Source organism: Roseibium sp. M-1 (genome assembly GCF_054515675.1).
Genome location: NZ_CM137257.1, coordinates 3,878,075 through 3,896,818, shown reverse-complemented (window position 1 = coordinate 3,896,818; position 18,744 = coordinate 3,878,075). Strand labels below are relative to the sequence as shown.

Annotated in this window: 16 protein-coding genes; 8 read left to right on the top strand and 8 right to left on the bottom strand. The window is 62.3% G+C overall.

Annotated features, from left to right (window positions below):
* Positions 1-10 precede the first annotated feature (10 nt).
* From ACX3M4_RS17555 to ACX3M4_RS17530, 6 genes are all read left to right on the top strand, one after another.
* Positions 11-841 (top strand): ABC transporter permease, encoded by an 831-nt coding sequence (locus ACX3M4_RS17555; protein ID WP_459359453.1) that lies wholly within the window; start codon positions 11-13, stop codon positions 839-841.
* Positions 838-1,839 (top strand): ABC transporter ATP-binding protein, encoded by a 1,002-nt coding sequence (locus ACX3M4_RS17550; protein WP_459354285.1) that lies wholly within the window; start codon positions 838-840, stop codon positions 1,837-1,839. Before ACX3M4_RS17555 ends, ACX3M4_RS17550 begins: the two co-directional genes overlap by 4 nt.
* Positions 1,836-2,831, top strand: coding sequence for an ABC transporter ATP-binding protein (locus ACX3M4_RS17545; protein WP_459354284.1), 996 nt, complete (start codon positions 1,836-1,838; stop codon positions 2,829-2,831). The genes ACX3M4_RS17550 and ACX3M4_RS17545 overlap by 4 nt, the downstream gene beginning before the upstream one ends.
* A complete protein-coding gene (locus ACX3M4_RS17540; protein ID WP_459354283.1) occupies positions 2,824-4,665 on the top strand; it encodes an aminopeptidase P family protein in 1,842 nt (613 codons plus the stop codon). Before ACX3M4_RS17545 ends, ACX3M4_RS17540 begins: the two co-directional genes overlap by 8 nt.
* Positions 4,666-4,796: 131 nt before the next feature.
* Positions 4,797-6,347: a caspase family protein gene (locus ACX3M4_RS17535; protein ID WP_459354282.1), complete on the top strand. Its 1,551-nt coding sequence runs from the start codon at positions 4,797-4,799 to the stop codon at positions 6,345-6,347.
* Positions 6,348-6,611: 264 nt separating this feature from the next.
* The gene (locus ACX3M4_RS17530; protein WP_459354281.1) at positions 6,612-7,283 is read left to right on the top strand and encodes a hypothetical protein; all 672 of its coding nucleotides are present in this window, start codon (positions 6,612-6,614) and stop codon (positions 7,281-7,283) included.
* A gap of 59 nt (positions 7,284-7,342) precedes the next feature.
* On the opposite strand, the gene ACX3M4_RS17525 is transcribed toward ACX3M4_RS17530, so the two are convergent.
* The 8 genes from ACX3M4_RS17525 to ACX3M4_RS17490 form a co-directional block, all read right to left on the bottom strand.
* Complete coding sequence (locus ACX3M4_RS17525) at positions 7,343-7,663, bottom strand: hypothetical protein (RefSeq protein ID WP_459354280.1); 321 nt, start codon at positions 7,661-7,663, stop codon at positions 7,343-7,345.
* A gap of 112 nt (positions 7,664-7,775) precedes the next feature.
* A complete protein-coding gene (locus ACX3M4_RS17520; protein ID WP_459354279.1) occupies positions 7,776-8,942 on the bottom strand; it encodes a patatin-like phospholipase family protein in 1,167 nt (388 codons plus the stop codon).
* 364 nt (positions 8,943-9,306) lie between these two features.
* Positions 9,307-10,734 (bottom strand): gamma-aminobutyraldehyde dehydrogenase, encoded by a 1,428-nt coding sequence (locus tag ACX3M4_RS17515; RefSeq protein ID WP_459354278.1) that lies wholly within the window; start codon positions 10,732-10,734, stop codon positions 9,307-9,309.
* Between the two features lie 20 nt (positions 10,735-10,754).
* A complete protein-coding gene (locus tag ACX3M4_RS17510; protein ID WP_459354277.1) occupies positions 10,755-11,570 on the bottom strand; it encodes an ABC transporter permease in 816 nt (271 codons plus the stop codon).
* Positions 11,560-12,513 carry an ABC transporter permease gene (locus ACX3M4_RS17505; RefSeq protein WP_459354276.1) on the bottom strand — a complete coding sequence of 318 codons (954 nt, stop codon included), beginning with the start codon at positions 12,511-12,513 and terminating at the stop codon, positions 11,560-11,562. The genes ACX3M4_RS17510 and ACX3M4_RS17505 overlap by 11 nt, the downstream gene beginning before the upstream one ends.
* The gene (locus tag ACX3M4_RS17500) at positions 12,510-13,511 is read right to left on the bottom strand and encodes an ABC transporter ATP-binding protein (RefSeq protein ID WP_459354275.1); all 1,002 of its coding nucleotides are present in this window, start codon (positions 13,509-13,511) and stop codon (positions 12,510-12,512) included. Before ACX3M4_RS17500 ends, ACX3M4_RS17505 begins: the two co-directional genes overlap by 4 nt.
* 78 nt (positions 13,512-13,589) lie before the next feature.
* Positions 13,590-14,750, bottom strand: a complete 1,161-nt coding sequence (locus ACX3M4_RS17495; RefSeq protein WP_459359452.1) for an ABC transporter substrate-binding protein — start codon at positions 14,748-14,750, stop codon at positions 13,590-13,592.
* A gap of 199 nt (positions 14,751-14,949) precedes the next feature.
* On the bottom strand, positions 14,950-15,858 hold the full coding sequence (locus tag ACX3M4_RS17490; protein ID WP_459354274.1) for a LysR family transcriptional regulator: 909 nt from the start codon (positions 15,856-15,858) through the stop codon (positions 14,950-14,952).
* A 423-nt stretch (positions 15,859-16,281) separates the two neighbouring features.
* On the opposite strand from ACX3M4_RS17490, the gene ACX3M4_RS17485 reads away from it, so the two are divergent.
* Together ACX3M4_RS17485 and ACX3M4_RS17480 are read left to right on the top strand one after the other, a co-directional pair.
* On the top strand, positions 16,282-17,646 hold the full coding sequence (locus ACX3M4_RS17485) for an MBL fold metallo-hydrolase RNA specificity domain-containing protein (RefSeq protein ID WP_459354273.1): 1,365 nt from the start codon (positions 16,282-16,284) through the stop codon (positions 17,644-17,646).
* 146 nt (positions 17,647-17,792) lie between these two features.
* Complete coding sequence (locus tag ACX3M4_RS17480; protein ID WP_459354272.1) at positions 17,793-18,740, top strand: ABC transporter substrate-binding protein; 948 nt, start codon at positions 17,793-17,795, stop codon at positions 18,738-18,740.
* The last annotated feature ends 4 nt before the right edge of the window (positions 18,741-18,744 follow it).

Genomic DNA, 18,744 nt, shown 5'->3' with positions numbered 1-18,744 from the left:
TGCGGCCCCGATGAAAAAGCCGGGCCTGCTGAAGCAGGCCCTGTCGAAACCCGGCTTCATGACCGGTGTCGGCATCATCGGCTTTTCCACCCTGCTTGCCCTCTTTCCGGGGCTCTTTGCGCCCTACGATCCCAATCAGATCGACTATGTCGCGGTGCGCCAGGCGCCAAGCTGGGAACATCTCTTCGGCACGGACCTGCTGGGCCGGGACACCTTCTCCCGTGTCATCTGGGCCTATTCCGTCGACATGCGCATGGCGTTTTTCGCCACCGTCTTCGCCCTTGTCATCGGCGTCGTCGTCGGGGCGCTGGTCGGTTATTACCGCGGTGTCGCGGATCTCGTTTTCGGCCGCGTCGTCGATGCAGTCATCACCTTTCCGTTCCTGGTTCTGGTGATTGCGATTGTCGCGGTGCTCGGGCCGGGGCTCACCAACATGTATATCGCGATCACCTTGGTGAACTGGGTCTATTACGCCCGGCTGATGCGGGCGGAGGTGATCTCGCAAAAGGCCAACGACTATGCGTCGGCGGGCATCGTCATGGGCTATTCCGACCGGCGCATCATTTTCCGGCATCTGCTGCCGAACGCGATCACGCCGATCATCGTCTACTGGATGACCGACATGGCGCTCGCCATCCTGCTCGGCTCGTCGCTCGGCTATCTCGGCCTCGGGGCGCAGCCGCCCCAGGCCGAATGGGGTGTTCTCATCGCCGAGGGGCGCAATTTCATCACCACCGCCTGGTGGCTGAGCCTGATGCCGGGCATTGCCATCGTCATGACCGGGCTCGGCTTTTCGCTGATCGGCGACGGTCTGGCGGATCTGTTGAGGCCGCGCGGATGACCCTGACCTCTGTTCACACCCCCCTTCTGGAGGTGGAAGGCCTCTCAACCACCTTCAAGGCCGGTAGCCTGTCGATCCCTGCCGTCCGCGACGTCGGCTTCAAGCTCGGCAAGGGCGAGATCCTCGGCCTTGTCGGCGAAAGCGGATCGGGCAAGAGCGTGACGCTACGCTCGATCCTCGGCCTCACCCGGCGCTACGGCAGCACGACCGGCAAGGTTCAGTGGCGCGGCGACAATCTGGTCGAGCTGCCGGAGACAAAATTGCGGAAGATCCGCGGCGGTGAGATCGCGATGATCTTTCAGGAGCCGATGACGTCGCTCAATCCGTTGCTGACGGTGGGGCTGCAGATCGACGAGACCCTGAAGGCTCACACAAGGATGCCGGCAACCGAGCGCCGCAAGCGGGCCATCGAGATGCTGGATCTGGTCGGTATCCCGGCGGCCTCCTCACGGCTCCACGAATATCCGCACCAGTTTTCCGGTGGCATGCGCCAGCGGGTGATGATTGCGATTGCGCTTGCCGCCCGGCCGAAGCTGCTCCTGGCGGACGAACCGACCACGGCGCTCGACGTCACCATCCAGGCGCAGATCCTTGACCTGATCCTGTCGCTGGCCAAGGATTTCGACATGGGTGTCATCCTGGTGACTCACGATCTCGGTGTTGTCGCCCAGACCTGCGATCAGGTGGCGGTGATGTATGCCGGGCGGATCGTGGAGGAAGGCGCGGTGCGCTCCGTCCTGAAGACACCGCAGCATCCCTATACGGTCGGACTGATGCGCTCGGTGCCGCAGGATGTCCCGCCGCGAACGCCGCTCTATTCCATCCCGGGAACGCCGCCGAGCCTTCTGGCACTGCCCGAGGGCTGCGCCTTCGCGCCGCGCTGCCCCAACCGGACGAAAGAATGCGAAGCAACCCGGCCGGAGCTTCTTCCGACCGGAAACGGCCGGGCGCTGGCCTGTTTCAACAGGATCGAAAAACGCGATGGAGCGGCGGCATGAGCGATACGGTTCTGGAAATTCGCGATGTCAGCCTGACCTTCACGGGCAAGCGTGGCGTGCTTGACGTTGTCGCGGGGCGACCGCCGCGGGATGTCAACGCGCTGAACGGGGTTTCGCTTGAATTGCACCGGGGAGAAACCCTTGGCGTTGTCGGCGAATCCGGTTGCGGCAAGTCGACCCTCGCGCGCTGTATCGTGCGGCTCTACAAACCGAAGGACGGCGAGATTCGGTTCAACAGCGCGGACATATTCGCAGCCGGAGAGCCGCGGGACCGGAGCTACAATCGCCGGGTCCAGATGATGTTCCAGGACCCCTATTCTTCGCTCAATCCGCGCATGACCACCGGGCAGATCCTGAAAGAAGCCCTGCTGGTGCACAGGATGTGCGGCGAGGCGGAGGTCCCGGGGCGGATGGAACGCCTTATGGATCTTGTGCAGCTGCCGCACGACGCACTGGAGAAACTGCCGCATGAGTTCTCCGGCGGCCAGCGCCAGCGCATCGCTATCGCCCGGGCGCTTGCCGTTGAGCCGGAGGTGTTGATCGCCGACGAACTGGTCTCCGCGCTGGATGTCTCCGTGCAGGCGCAGATCGTCAATCTGCTGCTGGAGCTGCAGGAACGTCTCGGCCTGACGATCCTGTTCGTCGCTCATGATCTGCGCCTGGTGCGCCACGTTTCCAACCGGGTCGCCGTGATCTATCTCGGCCGGATTGTCGAGATCGGTGACAGCGAGACCCTGTTCGCAAGGCCGATGCATCCCTACAGCCAGGCGCTGCTCAGCGCCGCGCCGTCGCTGGATCCGGACGACAAGGGCAGGAAAATCCATCTGGAAGGGGAGCTGCCCTCGCCGATGGATATTCCTCCCGGCTGCCCGTTCCATGTCCGCTGCCGACACAAGACCCCGAAATGCACCACGGATTTGCCGTTGCTGCGCGCCTTCGAGGGCCGCGGCTCGGTTGCCTGTCACCATGCCGAAGAGATCGAGAATGCCTGAAACGACCCGTGCCGCGATTGCCGGCCGTCTGACCGACCTGCGGGTGGAAATGTCCACCCGAGGCCTGAACGCCCTGATCGTTCCGCGCTTCGATGCGCATCAGGGCGAATATATCGCCCCGCATGACATGCGCCTTGCCTTCGTCACCGGCTTCACCGGCTCGGCGGGTGTTGCCATCGTCACGGAGGACAGCGTGCGCCTCTTCGTCGATGGACGCTATACGGTGCAGGCGCAGAACCAGTGTCCGGCTGGACTGATCGACCGGGATCATCTCTTTGAAAATCCGCCAGAGGTCTGGCTCGGCGAGGTGGCCGGACTTGGCTGGAGCATCGGCTATGATGCCATGCTGCTGCCGCCGGCCTGGGTGACCAGGTTCGAAACCGCAGTGGCTCGTGCCGGGGCGACGCTGACGCCGGTCGATGGCAATCCGGTCGATGCCGTCTGGCACGGCCAGCCTGCCGAGCCGGCCGGCCTCATAAGCGCCTTTCCGATGCAGTTCGCGGGGGTGTCGCCGACCGAAAAGCGCTCCGGTCTGATCGCTGTTATGGAGAAGGACGGGATCGATCTGCTGGTGGACACCCAGCCCGACAACATTGCCTGGTTGCTGAATGTCCGCGGCGACGACGTTGCCTTCAATCCGATGCCGCTGTCGTTCTTCCTGCTGGAACGTGAGGGCGAGGGGCACTGGTTCGTCAACACGGGCAATTTCGAGGATGGCCTCAAAGATACGCTGCCCGGCTGGGTGACGATCCATCCGAAGGAAAGCTTCCTGGACGTGCTGAAAGACAAGGTGTCTGCCGGTCAAAAGGTGCTGGCCGATCCGGATTTTTCGCCCGCCGCGGTCAGTCAGGCCGTTGTTACGGCAAAGGCCGAGCCGGTTGCGCGCCGCAGTCCGGTGACGCTTGCCAAGGCGCACAAGAACGCCGCCGAACTGGAGGGCATCCGGGCCTGTCACATACAGGATGCGGTTGCCTGGGTGGAGTTCAGTGTCTGGCTTCAGGAGACCGTGCCGGCGCGGGCCGCAAGCGGTGACCCGGTCAGCGAATATGAGGCGGAAGAGAAGATCCTTGCCTGCCGCCAGGCGCGTCCCGGTTTTCTGTCGGAAAGCTTCCGCACGATTTCCTGTGCCGGGGGCAATGCCGCCATGTGTCACTATGCGGCCGATCCGAAGGGCTCGGCACCGATCCTTCCCTCAGCCTGTTACCTGATGGACAGCGGCGGGCAATATGAGACCGGAACCACGGACGCGACCCGATCCCATACCTTCGGCACTCTTCCGGTAGGGTATAGCGAGGCCTATACGGCCGTCTTCAAGGCGCTGGTCGCGCTGGCGACGCTGCGGTTTCCCAAGGGCACGCAGGGTCATCACATCGACGCCATCTGCCGCCGCCCGCTGTGGGATCTAGGTCTTGATTATGATCACGGCACCGGCCACGGCATCGGCCATCGCCTGTCGGTGCATGAACAGCCCCAACGGATCGGCAAGCCGCACAATCCGGTCGACCTGGCTACAGGAATGGTCATGTCCATCGAGCCCGGGCACTACAAGGCCGGACACTACGGCATCCGCATCGAGAACCTGTTCGAGATCGTCGAGGCGGATGACGGCTTCCTGGAATTTTCCAATCTGACCTGGATCCCCATCCAGACCGATGCGCTCATCACAAAGCAGTTGAGTGCTGCGGAAATCGACTGGCTGGACAGCTATCATGCCGACGTCGAGAACCGTGTCGGCCTGTATTGCACCGGCGCGGCACGGGAGTGGCTTGAAGCAGCCTGCCGGCCGCTTGGCAGATCAAGGCCCGGTGCCTGGCGGCAGGCGGTCGGAAGCTGAAGGCTGCCCGCCGGTTGCCGCTGGCGTGCGGGACATGACGCGACGAAAAGTAACTTGTCTTGCCGGACCTTTGCCTCAATGATGGGGCCCGCGTTTTCAAGAGGTAAGCCAGAGGCGGGTTCTTTTCCTCCATGTCTTTGCAGTGCACTCGACATTTTCAAGCGCTGGTCCGGCGGTTCGTTCTGGCGCCGGGGCGCTTCGGCATAATTGTGCTGACGGTGCTGGCGGCTTCCTGCGTCATGGCGCAGGCGGCGACGGACCCCTTTGTAGAACGGCGCATGGCACTGGTCGTCGGCATAGCGGCTTATGAAAATGCGCCAGAACTGACAAACACCATCAACGACGGCAAGCTGATTTCCGACACGCTGAATGCGCTCAATTTCGAAGTTTCGGAGCATTTCAATATAGGTCTTGCCGAGTTCAGGCAGTTGCTGGCGCGCTTCGCCTTCGAGGCGGAAACCGCGGATGTCGCCCTGGTTTATTTTGCGGGACACGGCATTGAAGTCGGAGGCCGCAATTTTCTCGTGCCGTCCGATGCCCAGGCAGACAACCGGCAGCAAGTGGCCGACACCTCGGTTTCCCTCGACGATATTCTGGAAGCCGTCGACAAGGCCCGGCAACTCCGGATCGTGATCCTGGATTCCTGCCGCAACGACCCTTTTGCCGAAATTGGCGCACCGGAAACCCTGACAGTCAATGCAGGTATCGCCGGACGCGGCCTTGCGCCGCCGTCCCCGGAGCGCGGCACACTCGTCGCCTATGCCGCCGAAGCCGGGGCGGTTGCGTTGGACGGGGCCGGGGACAACAGTCCATTCGCGATGGCGCTTGCCCAGACGCTCAAGGCCCAGGACCTCGAAATCGGCCTTGCCTTCCGGCAGGTGCGCGACACCGTGCTCAAGGCGACTGCGAACGCCCAGGAGCCGCACACCTACGGCTCCCTCTCCGGCAAACCCTATTTTCTCGCCGGAACGAGCCAGGAAGTGAACCGGCTCGAAGCTTCCGCCCGGCAGAACGCCTGGGGGCGGCTCGAAGTCGACCAGGAAGAACAGTTGCAGATCGCCGCCCGGGAGGGTGACAGCCGGGCGCTCAAGGGCCTAGCCTATATGCGGCTCAACCCGGCGGAGGACCGCTACGACCCCTCGCGTGCGGCCGCCTTCCTGGAAAAGGCATCCGAAGCGGGTGATCCGGAGGCAATGTTCGAGCTGGCGCGCATGTATGAGCGCGGCATCGGGGTTGACCAGGATGTCGACAAGGCACTGGAGCTGTTCCGCAGGTCCGCGGATGAAGGATTCGCCGACGCCATCAACGACCTCGGCTTTCTCTATTTCCAGGGCGGTCTCGGTGTTGTGCGGGACCCGAAGAAGGCGATCGATCTCTTTGGCCAGGCGGCGGATCTCAGGCACCCGGAGGCCATGTTCAATTATGCGGCCCTGATCGACGACGGCATCGTCGACGGCAGGCAGGCAGAAGACGCGGCCGAGTATCTCTATCGCGCCCTTAGGTCTGGCAACGAGGAAGTGCTGGGCCAGCTCTCGGACAATCCCAACATGTTCAAGGCGGCGACGCGCAGGTCCCTGCAGCGCAAGCTGTCGGAACGCTCCTTTTACACAGGCAGCATCGACGGCCAGTTCGGGCCGCAGACCCAGCGCGGCCTCCGGCAGGCCTACGGCCTCTCCGAATAGGAAGATTTTAAGGCGCTCAAGGTGCCGGCTTCATTCGTATATATGACGTAACGTAATTAAAAGTCTTGTTCTTTTACTTCGATCTCAATAAACTAAAGTTCATCAAGTTTTAGGCTTGTTCTCGCTATTTGCAATCGCTGCGGGTATTGGAATTTTTACTTATAGAATTGTTCTGTTACAGAAACCGGCTCTCGTATCGATATTTTTTATAGAAGCTTGAAGCTTGTCAGGTGATGTCGTTTTGAAATTGAATTGGGGGAAGTCATGTTGAATGGAAAACTTATAAACAGCGCTTTTGTTGCAGTCTTTCTGGGGCAGTTTGCAGGTGCCGCGATTGTTCCGGCCCACGCGGTCCCCTTTGTACCAGACTTCGCTCAGCGTGGGGACGGCAATGGCCCTTATGGCGACTTTCTTCTGGCGCAATACAATGAGTCCTCATCGCACTCTTCCGAGTACTCCGGTGATATCGACAATGAGCGGGATCCAAGTCTGGGTGCCACTTACGATTACGACGACAAGGTCACGCGAGGCGTCGTCTGGCTGATCGAAAGCGGCAGCCGGGAATGCGAAGGCTCCTTCCGTCCCGAATATCGCTTTGACTGCCTGAAGAACGTGCTGGCCCGTGCGGCCTCGACGATCGAGAGGCGCCCGAACTACCAGGAAGCCGGCAGGGAGCTGAGGTCCCTGTCCCGCAAGCTCGACAGTATCGTGACGCAGTATCAGGATACCAGCGCACCGCGCGCAACGCAGGGGCGGCGCAGCTACCGTGCAGTGTCCCAGGCCAATATTGCCAGGGCCAGCCGGGAGGCGACTGCCGCCATTGAAGAAACCGCGACGAAACTGCTGCGGTCGGCTGGAAACTCGGAAAAGCGCAAGGTTCACTATTCACAGATTGCTTCTGCCGTCGGGTCCACCAAGAGACTGCTTCGGTCCTGAGAAATACCGGGTGGGAACCGGCGTTGCTTCGGGTTCCACTCACTATATTCGGGGGCGGCCTATTCCTGAGCCGGCTGAACGGGGACGTCCTTCGGCTGCAGAACCGGTGTCCTGCCGGCATCCGGAGCCGGTTCGACAAGCTCCTTGTCGCCCACCGGTGCCGGATGCAGCACGCCATCGCAGTCGGAGAGGGAAGACGTTTCCTCATCGGTGGCATTTTCGCCCCGGTCTCCCTCTTCCGTGCCTGGCGCGACTTCGCAATCCGGTAGATCTTGCTGGGCAAGCGCCGGGGAGGCGGCAAGGGAAAGCGTTGCCGCCAGCAGAAGCGGCACGACGGAAGCGGCCCGGAGGCGCGGGCTGCTGGTCCTCAATCGTAACATCGTTTTCTCCCTAAACTGTTTCCTCAAGGAAAACGTTCGAGAAACCGATGGGTTCAAACAAAACCGCCAACCCGCGAGAACGCCGGCCACTTCGAACGAACCGGGAAAAGTTCTAGGAAGCCCTTGCAATAACGGACGTGCCCTTGCGCTGTGACTGAAGCCAGTGCGACAGATCGAGGCTGGACCGCCGGCCGAGATCCTGCCGGTGGTCGGCAAGAAAGATCTCTGCTGCCTGACGGCCCTCTTCGCGCAACTCTTCCAGGAAAGGCCAGGTGGAATCGAGTTTCGATTGGCCGCTGCGGCTGTTCATGCCCGGACTGGCGATGCGGTGGATCTTCAGATTGGCGATGGCGGCGGCGGGGCTGTTGTCGAGTTTTTTCGAGCCGCGCCCGCTGAGACCCGACAGGAAGCCACCGCTGGAAGACAGGCTGTCTCGTGCCTGATGCTGCAATTCGGCGAGCAGCCGCAACTCCTTGATCAAGGGCGCATTGAAGGAAATCTCTTTCTCGCGCGCGGCAATCTCGCGTGCATCCTGGGGCAGGCCCTGTCGCTCGACCGGACTGGTCTGAACGAGGAGCAGGTCGGCGGTCCCTGCGTCCCGCACAAGAGGCATCAGGCTGGGATTGCCGGTGTAACCGCCGTCCCAGTAGGCCTCGCCATCGATCTCGACCGCATGAAAGAGCGAGGGCAGGCAGGCGGAGGCGAGCAGCACATCCGGTGTGATGCCGGGACTTGAAAAGATCTGCGCCTCGCCGGTGCCGACATGGGTCGCCGTGACATGCAGCGGGATGGAGCCGCTGGCGATGGCCGTGCAGTCGATGGTGGTTTCGATGATCTCCCGCAAGGGATTGAAGCCGGCGGGATTGAGGTCGTATGGTGACAGGAACTGCATGCCGGCACCGAAAAACAGCGGCAGGGTTTCAAAATCGATGCCGAGCCCCCCGAGAACAGCCCGGGCCGTCGACAGGTTGAAAGGGGTGAAGCGGCTGCTTTTGGAGACCTGCCGCCAGAATCCTTCCAGCGTCGCGCGTGCCTCTTCGCGGCCACCGCGCAACAGGCCGGTCAACAGTGCCGCGGCATTCATGGCACCCGCCGAGGTCCCGGAAATCGCGCTGAACTCCAGCGTTTCTTCCTCAAGCAGCCTGTCAAGCACGCCCCAGGTAAAGGCGCCATGAGCGCCGCCACCCTGGAGCGCAAGGTTCAGCCGCGTCCTGGAAGACCTGGAATTCGACCGATTGGAAGTCTTCAGTGAAACGGTCTCAGAAACGTCTTTTCTCAAGGTCCGGTTTCCTTTCCCTGATGCTGGGCCCCGCCCCCAAACGTTTCCTCCCGATTTTGTTGGTTGCCGCGGCCGGCTTGATTCAGACAGCCTTGCCTCGGTTAACTTCAATCAAGTTATGCTGCGATGCAGCAAAGTCAATGCGGCGCGGGCAATCGTGATCGGGTGTTACAAAGGCGGGTGGGCAAGTGAAGTGGAAAAAGGACCCGCAACGTGCATCACCTTGATCTCCCTGCGGTAGTCCGGGGAGACACCAGCGTTTGCGGCGCATTCAGGTGCAGCAAAGGTGAGGTTACAGAGAAGGGGGCAGGCCGGGATCTCCCCCGGTCTGCCCCACTTTTTGGAAATTGACTGACCGTGCCACTTAGCCGTGGGCGATCATCACATGCCGGACGGCCGTGTAGTCCTCGAGCGCGTAGTGGGACATGTCCTTGCCGTAACCCGATTGTTTCAGACCGCCATGGGGCATTTCATTGACCAGCATGAAGTGGGTGTTGACCCAGGTGCAGCCATAGCGAAGCCGGGCCGAAGTCTGCATGGCGCGGGAAACGTCCTTCGTCCAGACGGAAGAGGCGAGGCCGTAGTCGCTGTCATTGGCCCAGGCAACGGCGTCGTCCACCTCGCTGAAGCGGGTGACGGAGACAACCGGGCCGAAAACCTCGCGGCGGACGATCTCGTCGGACTGCAGCGCGCCGGCGATGACAGTCGGCTGGTAATAGAAGCCGTTGCCACCGTGGACCTTGCCGCCGGTGGTCGCTTCCATATGCGGCTGTTCCAGCGCCCGTTCGACGAAGCTTGCCACCCGGTCGCGCTGGCGCAGGGAAATGAGCGGGCCGATCTCGTTTTCCGTGTCGTCATCGAGTGCAAACTTGATGTCCGAGACAGCAGAGGAGAGTTCGGCGACGAACTTGTCGTAGATCTTCGCCCCGGCATAGATGCGGCAGGCGGCGGTGCAGTCCTGTCCGGCATTGTAATAACCGAAGGCCCTGAGGCCGCCGACGACGGCGTCCAGATCCGCATCGTCGAAGACGATGACCGGGGCCTTGCCGCCAAGCTCAAGATGGGTGCGCTTCACGGTCTTGGAGGCCGCCTGCATGATCTTCTTGCCGGTCGCGACGTCGCCGGTGATGGAGATCATGTTGACCTTGGGATGGTTGATCAGCGCGTTGCCGACGCTCTCGCCCCGGCCGAGGACAACGTTGACGACGCCTTCCGGCAGCACGTCGGCGAGGATCTTCGCCAGTTTCAACGCCGTCAGCGGCGTCTGTTCGGACGGCTTGAAGATGACTGTGTTGCCGCCCGCGATGGCCGGTGCCAGTTTCCAGGCCATCATCATCAGCGGATAGTTCCAGGGCGCGATGGAGGCGACGATGCCGATGGGGTCGCGGCGGATCATGGATGTGTGCCCGGCCATATATTCACCGGCAGCGGATGCCGGAACACAGCGAACTGCCCCGGCAAAAAAGCGGTAGCAATCGACAATGGCGGGGATTTCATCGCCCTTGGCGGCGTTGATCGGCTTGCCGCAGTTGAGGGCTTCGAGGGCTGCAAAGCCGTCTGCCTCGGCCTCGATGCGGTCGGCAATCTTGAGGAGATAACCGGCACGTTCCGCCGGGGTCGTTCGTGACCACGTTTCGAAGGCCTTTTCGGCGGCGTCGACGGCGCGGGAGACCTGGTCCTGCGAGGCTTCCGGCAGCGCGACGATGGTCTCGCCGGTGCGCGGGTTGAGGATGGTTTCCTCGATCTCGGTGCCGGCCTCGAAGGCGCCGCCGATCAGCATTTGCGTGTCCATTTATGTTCTCCCTCGTTTCTTCATTTGCCCTGGCCGGCGATGCGGTCGCCGTCGCGGGTGAGATAGTAGGCGCCGAGGATCGGCAGGAAGGTCACAAGCACGACCACCATCGCGACGACGTTGGTGACGGGCCGTTGGCGCGGGCGGACCAGTTCTTCCAGCATCCAGATCGGCAGGGTGGCCTGCTGCCCGGCGGTAAAGGTGGTCACGATCACCTCGTCAAAGGACAGGGCGAAGGCGAGCATGCCGCCTGCCAGAAGGGCCGTGCCGATATTCGGCAGGATGATGTATCTAAGGGTCTGGAAGCCGTTGGCGCCGAGATCCATCGATGCTTCGATCAGCGAGGCGGACGTCCGCCGGAAGCGGGCAACCGCATTGTTGTAGACGACCACCACGCAAAAGGTGGCGTGACCCAGGATGATGGTCCACATGGAATAGGGGATGTCGCCGAGGCTGAAGGCCGAGCGCAGCGCGATGCCGGTGATGATGCCCGGAAGGGCGATGGGCAGGATCACCAAGAGCGAGATCGCCTCGCGGCCGAAGAACTGCGAGCGGGCAACCGCCGCCGCGCAGAAGCTCCCGAGCACGATGGCAATCATCGTCGAGATCGCCGCCACCTGCAGCGAGAGATAGAGCGCCTCCCAGACATCGGGCCGGCTCCACGTCACCCCGAACCATTTCAGCGTGAAGCCGGGGGGCGGCCACTGGTAGCTTTTTTCTTCCGTCGTGAAGGCATAGACGAAGATCAGCAGGATCGGCAGATGAAGGAACAGAAGCCCGCCGATCGCCGCGATCTTCAGGCCCATCGGGGCTTTGGTGTTGCGCTCAGAGGGCATCGAAGGCTCCCATCCGTTTTGCACCCCAGAGATAGAAACCCATGATCACCACCGGCACGACCGTGAAGGCGGCAGCCAGCGGAATGTTCCCGGCCGTGCCCTGATGGGCATAAACCGCCTGGCCGATGAAAAGCCGGGACGAACCGATGATCTGCGGGATGATGTAGTCGCCGAGCGTCAGCGAGAAGGTAAAGATCGACCCGGCCACGACACCCGGCAAAGCCAGCGGCAGCAGCACATGGCGCAGGGTCTGGGACGGCACCGCGCCCTGATCCGCTGAGGCCTCCAGAAGGCTCGCCGGAACCCGTTCCAGTGCCGCCTGCATCGGCAGGATCATGTAGGGCAGCCAGACATAGACGAAGACGAGGAAAGTGCCGATGTAGCTGACGGAGAGCGAGTTGCCGCCGATGACGGGGATCGAGAGCAGCGCGTCGAGCACCGGCATCAGGCCGACCTTCGAGAAGGCCCAGGTGAGGATGCCTTCCTTGGCGAGGATCAGCTTCCAGGCGTAGACCTTGACCAGATAGCTCGACCAAAGCGGCAGCATGACGCCGAGATAGAAGAAGGCCTTCCAGCGTCCCCTGGCATATCGCGCGGCGAAATAGGCGATCGGGAAGGCGACGATGGCGGAGGCCACGGTGACGCAGGCCGCCATCAGCACCGTTCGCACGATGATGTCGAGATTGGCCGGATGAAACAGTTCGCCATAGGTCTTGAGCGTCAGCTGATAGCGGATCAGGCCGGAGAACTCGTCGATCGAAAAGAAGCTCTGCGCCAGAAGGGCTGCGAGCGAGCCGAGATAGACGACGCCAAGCCAAAGCAAGGGCGGTCCGAGCAGAACGGCAAGCAGGACGGAAGGGCGGCGCCACAGCAGGTCGGAGAACCTGGCTAGGAGGCCGGGCCTTTGCGGAAGAATGGCGGCGGCGGAGAGGGTCGCGGTCATGCGCCGCTCCCTGATCCGGATGCCATCAGGTGCAGCGCGCCGGTATCCCAGCCGATGCCGACCTCTTCGCCCCTTGCGGGTACCGGTGCTCCGGCCGGAATAAGCACGGCAAGCTGCAAGTCGCGGAAGGCAACGGAAGCCCGGGTGACCGGGCCTGTGTAGCTGAGGCCGGTCACGGTTGCGCGGTGGGGCTCGGCAGATCCGAGCCGGATTGCCTCGGGCCTGAGGCTGGCGGTTGCCTCGCGTCCCGTCAGTTCCATGACGAGTGACGGCGGCAGTACGTTGGAGGAGCCGACGAAATCCGCAACGAAAGGCGTGTCCGGCCGTTGGTAGATGTCCTCGGGCGTGCCGACCTGCTGGATGCGCCCCTGGTTGAAGACCGCCACCCGGTCGGCCATGGAAAGCGCCTCACCCTGGTCGTGGGTGACAAAGATGAAGGTGATGCCGAGGCTCTGCTGCAGGCTCTTCAGCTCTTCCTGCATCTGTTCGCGCAGCTTCAGGTCAAGCGCACCGAGGGGTTCGTCGAGCAGCAGCACCTTCGGCTGGTTGACGAGCGCCCTGGCGAGCGCGACGCGCTGCCGCTGGCCGCCGGAAAGCGCGCTCGGTGCCCGGTCGCCATAGCCCGGCAGGCGCACAAGCTCCAGCGCCTCTTCCGCCTTGCGGTGACGTTCCTTGCGGCCCATGCCGGCAATCATCAGGCCATAGGAGACGTTGTCGCGTACGCTCATGTGCGGGAAGAGGGCATAATCCTGAAAGACGGTGTTCACGTTGCGCCGGTAGGGCGGAACACCCTCGGCGGTTTCGCCGAAGATCTCGATATGTCCGGACGTCGGCTGTTCGAAGCCGGCGATGAGGCGCAGGCTCGTGGTTTTGCCGGAGCCGGACGGCCCGAGCATGGCAAAGAACTCGCCCGCGCGCACATCGAGATCGACGGCATCGACGGCACGGACAACGCCATAGTGACGGGACACGTTCTTGAAGAGGACGGCAGATTGCATGGTCACGGATTTCCTTCGCCTGCCGGTCTGAAACCGGCAGGCGGGTCTGGTTCAAAAGGCTGACGGGGCCTGGCGGGCTCAGCGGCCGCCGATCACGCCGATATAGTCGGACACCCAGCGATAGTAGGGAACGCACTGTTCCTGGCTGGCGCAGCTGGAGACCGGCGTGGTCCAGAACTTGATCTTCTCGAAATCGTCCATGCCGTTGGTGGTGCAGCCTTCCGCCGTCTGCATGCCGCGGCCGTCGGTGCAGGCCGCCGGTACGGACGGGTTAGCGCCGAACCAGACGGAGAGATCGCTCTGCAGGTTGGAGGAAAGCGTGTGCTCCATCCACAGATAGGCGCAATTGGGATGCGCGGCATCCACATGCATCATCGTGGTGTCCGCCCAGCCGGTGGCGCCTTCCTTCGGAATGACGGAGGCGATCGGCAGGCTCTCGCCCTTCAGAAGGTTGACCTGGAACGGCCAGGACCCGGAGGCAACGATGCCTTCGTTCTTGAAGTCGTCGATCTGGATGAAGGCGTCGTGCCAGTAGCGGGAGACCAGGCCGCGCTGCTGGCGCAAGAGGTCGAGGGCCGCGTTGTACTGGTCCTGGGTGAGCTCGTAGGGGCTCTTGATGCCGAGGTCCGGCTTGTGGAACATCAGGTAGTTGGCGGCGTCCGCAATGTGGATCGGGCCGTCATAGGCCTGTACCCGGCCCTTGTTGGACTTGCCGTCGCCAAGGGTCGTCTCCTCGAAGACCACGCTCCAGGAATCCGGGGCTTCTGCAAAGGCATCCGTGTTGTACATCAGGACGTTCGGGCCCCACATGTAGGGCACACCGTAGTGAACGCCGTCGACCGTATGCCAGGGCGCATCCTTCAGGCGGTCGTCGACGGCCGACCAGCTCGGGACGAGGTCGACATTGACCGGCTGCACGCGCTTGCCGGCAATGAGGCGGAGCGAGGCGTCGCCCGAGGCGGTGACAAGGTCGAAGCCGCCTTCGTTCATCAGGGCGACCATTTCGTCCGAGGTGTTCGCCGTCTTGACGTTCACCTTGCAGCTGGTCTTCTCCTCGAAGGCGGTGACCCAGTCGAAATTCTTGTCGGTCTCGCCGCGCTCGATATAGCCGGGCCAGGCGACGATGGTGACTTCGCCCTCCGGCTGGCCGAGTTCGGTGATCATCTCCGCGGCTTGCACGTTTACGGTTTGTGCGGCCAGCAGCGATGCCACTGAGCAGCAACTCAGGAACTTCTTCATCATGATATTTTCCCCATAGACGGATGAGATGTTGGAAGGGATCTGTTTCCGCTTTTCTTATGGAGAGAAGAGTGCGCCCTTCCCGAAGCAATCGCCAATTCAAAAAATAGAAACGTTCTATCGGTTTTACCGATACCTGTTTTGACACACATTCCGCTTCAAACAGCGAAATCCGAAGGGTTTGAAATACAAGGGTGATTCAGCGATTGCGCAGCATGCGCTGGGCCTTGGCGAGTTCGATGAAATTCGCCGTCGTGGCCATTGGGGTCGATCCGCGCCGCCAGACGATACCCACCTGGACCACCGGCAGGCTGCCGCTGACATCGCGGGATTCAATCCGGTCGCCTTCCAGCGACCAGGGCCGGTAAACCAGATCCGGCAGGATGGCGATGCCGGCGCCTGTCGCGACAAGCGAACGCACGGCTTCCACCGACCTTGTCCGGAAGGCAACGGGCGGGCGGGAGCCGAGGGCGCCGAGGAGCTTGCCGGTCGCCTCCTCGATTTCGTCGACCGTCAGCATGATCAGCGGTTCGCCCATCAGGTCGGAAAGCGCGACGCTGTCCGGTGTCTCCAGCCGGTGGCCGATGGGCAACCACAGGCGATAGGGCGAGACTTCGAGGATTTCGGATTCCAGGGCCATCGTGTCGCGCAGGTTCGAGACCACCATGACGGCCACATCCAGTTCGCCGCCGATCAGCAGATGCTCCAGATAGTCGCCGCTGTCCTCGATGGCGCTGACCTCGACGCCTGGATAGGCACGGCGGAAACGGGCCAGGAGATCCGACAGGACGTAACCGGCAACCAGCGACGTGACGCCCAGATGCAGGTGTCCGGGCGAGGCATCCGGCGGTTCGACAAAGGCGCGTTTGGCATTGGAGACGCTGGCCAGGATCGAGGTGGCATGGCGCAGGAACTGGTGTCCCTTGTGGGTAATGGTGAGGCCGCGCGAATGGCGCTCGAACAACAGCACCCCGAGGTCGCTTTCCAGCTCCTTGATCGCCTCGGTCATCGAGGACTGCGAGATATTGAAGGCCTGCGCCGCCCGGGAAATGGAGCTGCGTTCCGCCGCCGCGACGAAATACTGGAGTTGCCGGATGGTGAAGGACATTCTGAGCTCGTGGGGTGGAGAGCGAAGGCGCGCTGATGGTCTACCCTCGTCTGCAGAAGTCGGTTTGTCCAATCGAAACAATGGAAGGGCCGCAAACCAGGTCCTGACAGGAGTTGGCGCACTTGCAAGGGTCTGCTCCCTCTCCCGCCGGGAGAGGGCTGGGGTGAGGGGGCAAAACTCGCCGTAATCAGGAGACGTTTGTCCCCTCACCCGGCGCGTTCGCGCCGACCTCTCCCAATAGGAGAGGTTAAAGGTGACTTGGCGAATGCACAGGATCGCAAGCGAAGCCCGGGATACGCAACGTTCAGCTGACTTCGTCCGCGACCCGGGCCTATGTCAACGCGGACCGGCGCTGCAAGGCGTAGAAAGGATCGATGCGGCTTCCGAAGCCGCGACGGCCCTTGTTCGATGGGAGGGGATTTCATGAGCATGAAACTGACATTTCTGGGTGGCGTGGGCACAGTCACCGGCTCGAAATACCTGCTCGAGGCAGACGGCAAACGCGTTCTTGTCGATTGCGGCCTGTTCCAGGGCTACAAACAGCTGCGCCTGCGCAACTGGGCGCCGCTGCCGGTTGACCCGAAGACCATCGACGCGGTGATCCTCACCCATGCGCATCTCGATCATTCCGGCTATCTGCCGCTCCTGGTGAAAAACGGCTTCAGGGGACCGGTCGTCTCGACCAGGGCGACGCGCGACCTCTGCGCGATCCTGCTTCCTGACAGCGGCTTCCTGCAGGAAAAGGATGCGGATTTTGCCAACCGGCACGGCTTTACCAAGCACCATCCGGCGTTGCCGCTTTACACCAGGGAAGACGCGGAAGTGTCGCTGAAGAGGTTCCGGCCGGTGGGGTTTGACGAGGAGCACGAAATGCTCGGCACCTTCAAGGCCTGCTTCCGCGGTGCCGGCCATATTCTCGGCGCGGCAATCGTCGAGCTGCAATGGGGCGGGACGAAGATCGTTTTTTCCGGCGATCTTGGCCGCTATGGCGATGCGACACTTCTCGACCCGGCACCGATTCGCCAGGCGGACTATCTGCTGATCGAATCCACCTATGGCAACCGGTTCCATGAAAAGCTGGATGCCGAAGACGCGCTGGCCGAGGTCATCACCCGGACGGCCGGTCGCGGCGGAACGGTCGTCATTCCTTCCTTTGCGGTCGGCAGGGCGCAGTCGCTGCTCTTTCACATCCAGCAGCTGAAGAAAGCCGGACGCATCCCGAACCTGCCCGTCTTTCTCGACAGTCCGATGGCGGTGAGCGCCTCCGATGTCTTTGCCCGCCATCTTGGCAACCACCGGCTGAGCGCGGAAGATTGCGACTGGTCCACGGATACGGCGCGCTATGTGGAGGATGTCGAAGAGTCCAAATCGATCGACCAGAGCCCGATGCCGAAAGTCATTATCTCGGCCAGTGGCATGGCAACCGGCGGCCGCGTGCTGCACCACCTCAAGCACTATGCACCTGATCACCGCAACACGATCCTCTTTGCCGGCTTCCAGGCGGGCGGCACCCGCGGTGCGGCGATCACGTCCGGAGCAAAGAGCGTCCGGATCCATGGCGGCGATGTGCCGATCAGGGCTGAGGTCGGCAACCTTCACATGCTGTCCGCCCATGCCGACGCAAACGAGATCCTGCGCTGGCTCGGTGAGTTCGAGGCTGCACCCAAGCAGACCTTCATCACCCATGGCGAACCGGATGCCGCGGACGCGCTGCGTTACCGGATCGAAAGCGAGCTCGGCTGGGAGTGCCTGGTGCCGGATTACCGGGACGAAGTGCTGCTGACCTGAAACCTCTTTTGGGTCCCGGCACAAGGCGAAAGCCCAGGCATTTGGGCTGGTTCAAAAACAGCCTGCAGTTTCACGACAATTTGCCGTTGCGTCATATTTCACTGCCTGTTTATGGTACTGCACCGGATTTGTAGGGAGTACGGGCCGTGAGGCACGCTTTGTTGATGTCGGTGCCATTGGCGCTTGCCTTTTCCACCTCCGCCTCCGCCGAGGCTATCGTGATTGGCGTCCCCGCCTGGCCATCGGCACAGGTGACCGCCCATATCATCGACGGCGTCTTGAAGGAGCGGTACGGGGTTGAGACCGAAATGCGCGAACGCGGCACCATGACGATCCTTGCCGATATCGGCCGGGGCGAGATCCAGATCCATCCCGAAGTCTGGCTGCCGAACCTCACCGCCATGGTAGAGAAGCTGAGCGAGCAGGAAAAGGTCCTGAAACTCAGTCCTAAAGGTGTCGCAGCCACACAGAACATCTGCGCCACCAGCGCGACGCTGGATCAGACCGGCATTACCGCGGTTGCCGATCTCGCCAAGCCGGAGATGGCGGCGAAGTTCGACAGTGACGGCGACGGCAAGGGGGAAATCTGGATCGGAGCACCGTCCTGGTCGTCAACCGAGATCGAGAAGATCAGGGCGCATTCCTACGGCTACGACCAGACCATGACGCTGCTGGAGATGCCGGAGGAAGTCGCCATGGCCGCCGTCGATGCCGCCGTCTCCCTCGGCAAGCCCATGGTTTTCTACTGTTACGGCCCGCATCACGTCTTCGAACTGCATCAGATCGCGAAGCTTGAGGAGCCGCCTTACGATGCCGGCCGATGGACGATTGTTACCCGGGCAGAAGACAGCGGCTGGCTGGAAAAATCCCGTGCGGACACTGCCTGGGACGCCTCCGAATTTCACATTGCCTATGCGGCTTCCCTGGAGGCGGACCGGCCGGACGTGACGGCGTTCCTGGCGGCTATCGACTTTGACCCCGCCGATGTTACGGCGATGAGTTATGCGGTCGAGGTGGAGGGCAAACCTGCTGACGAGGTGGCGAAGGACTGGCTAGCCGCGAATGCGGACCGGATCGGGGAGTGGACCAAATGACCAG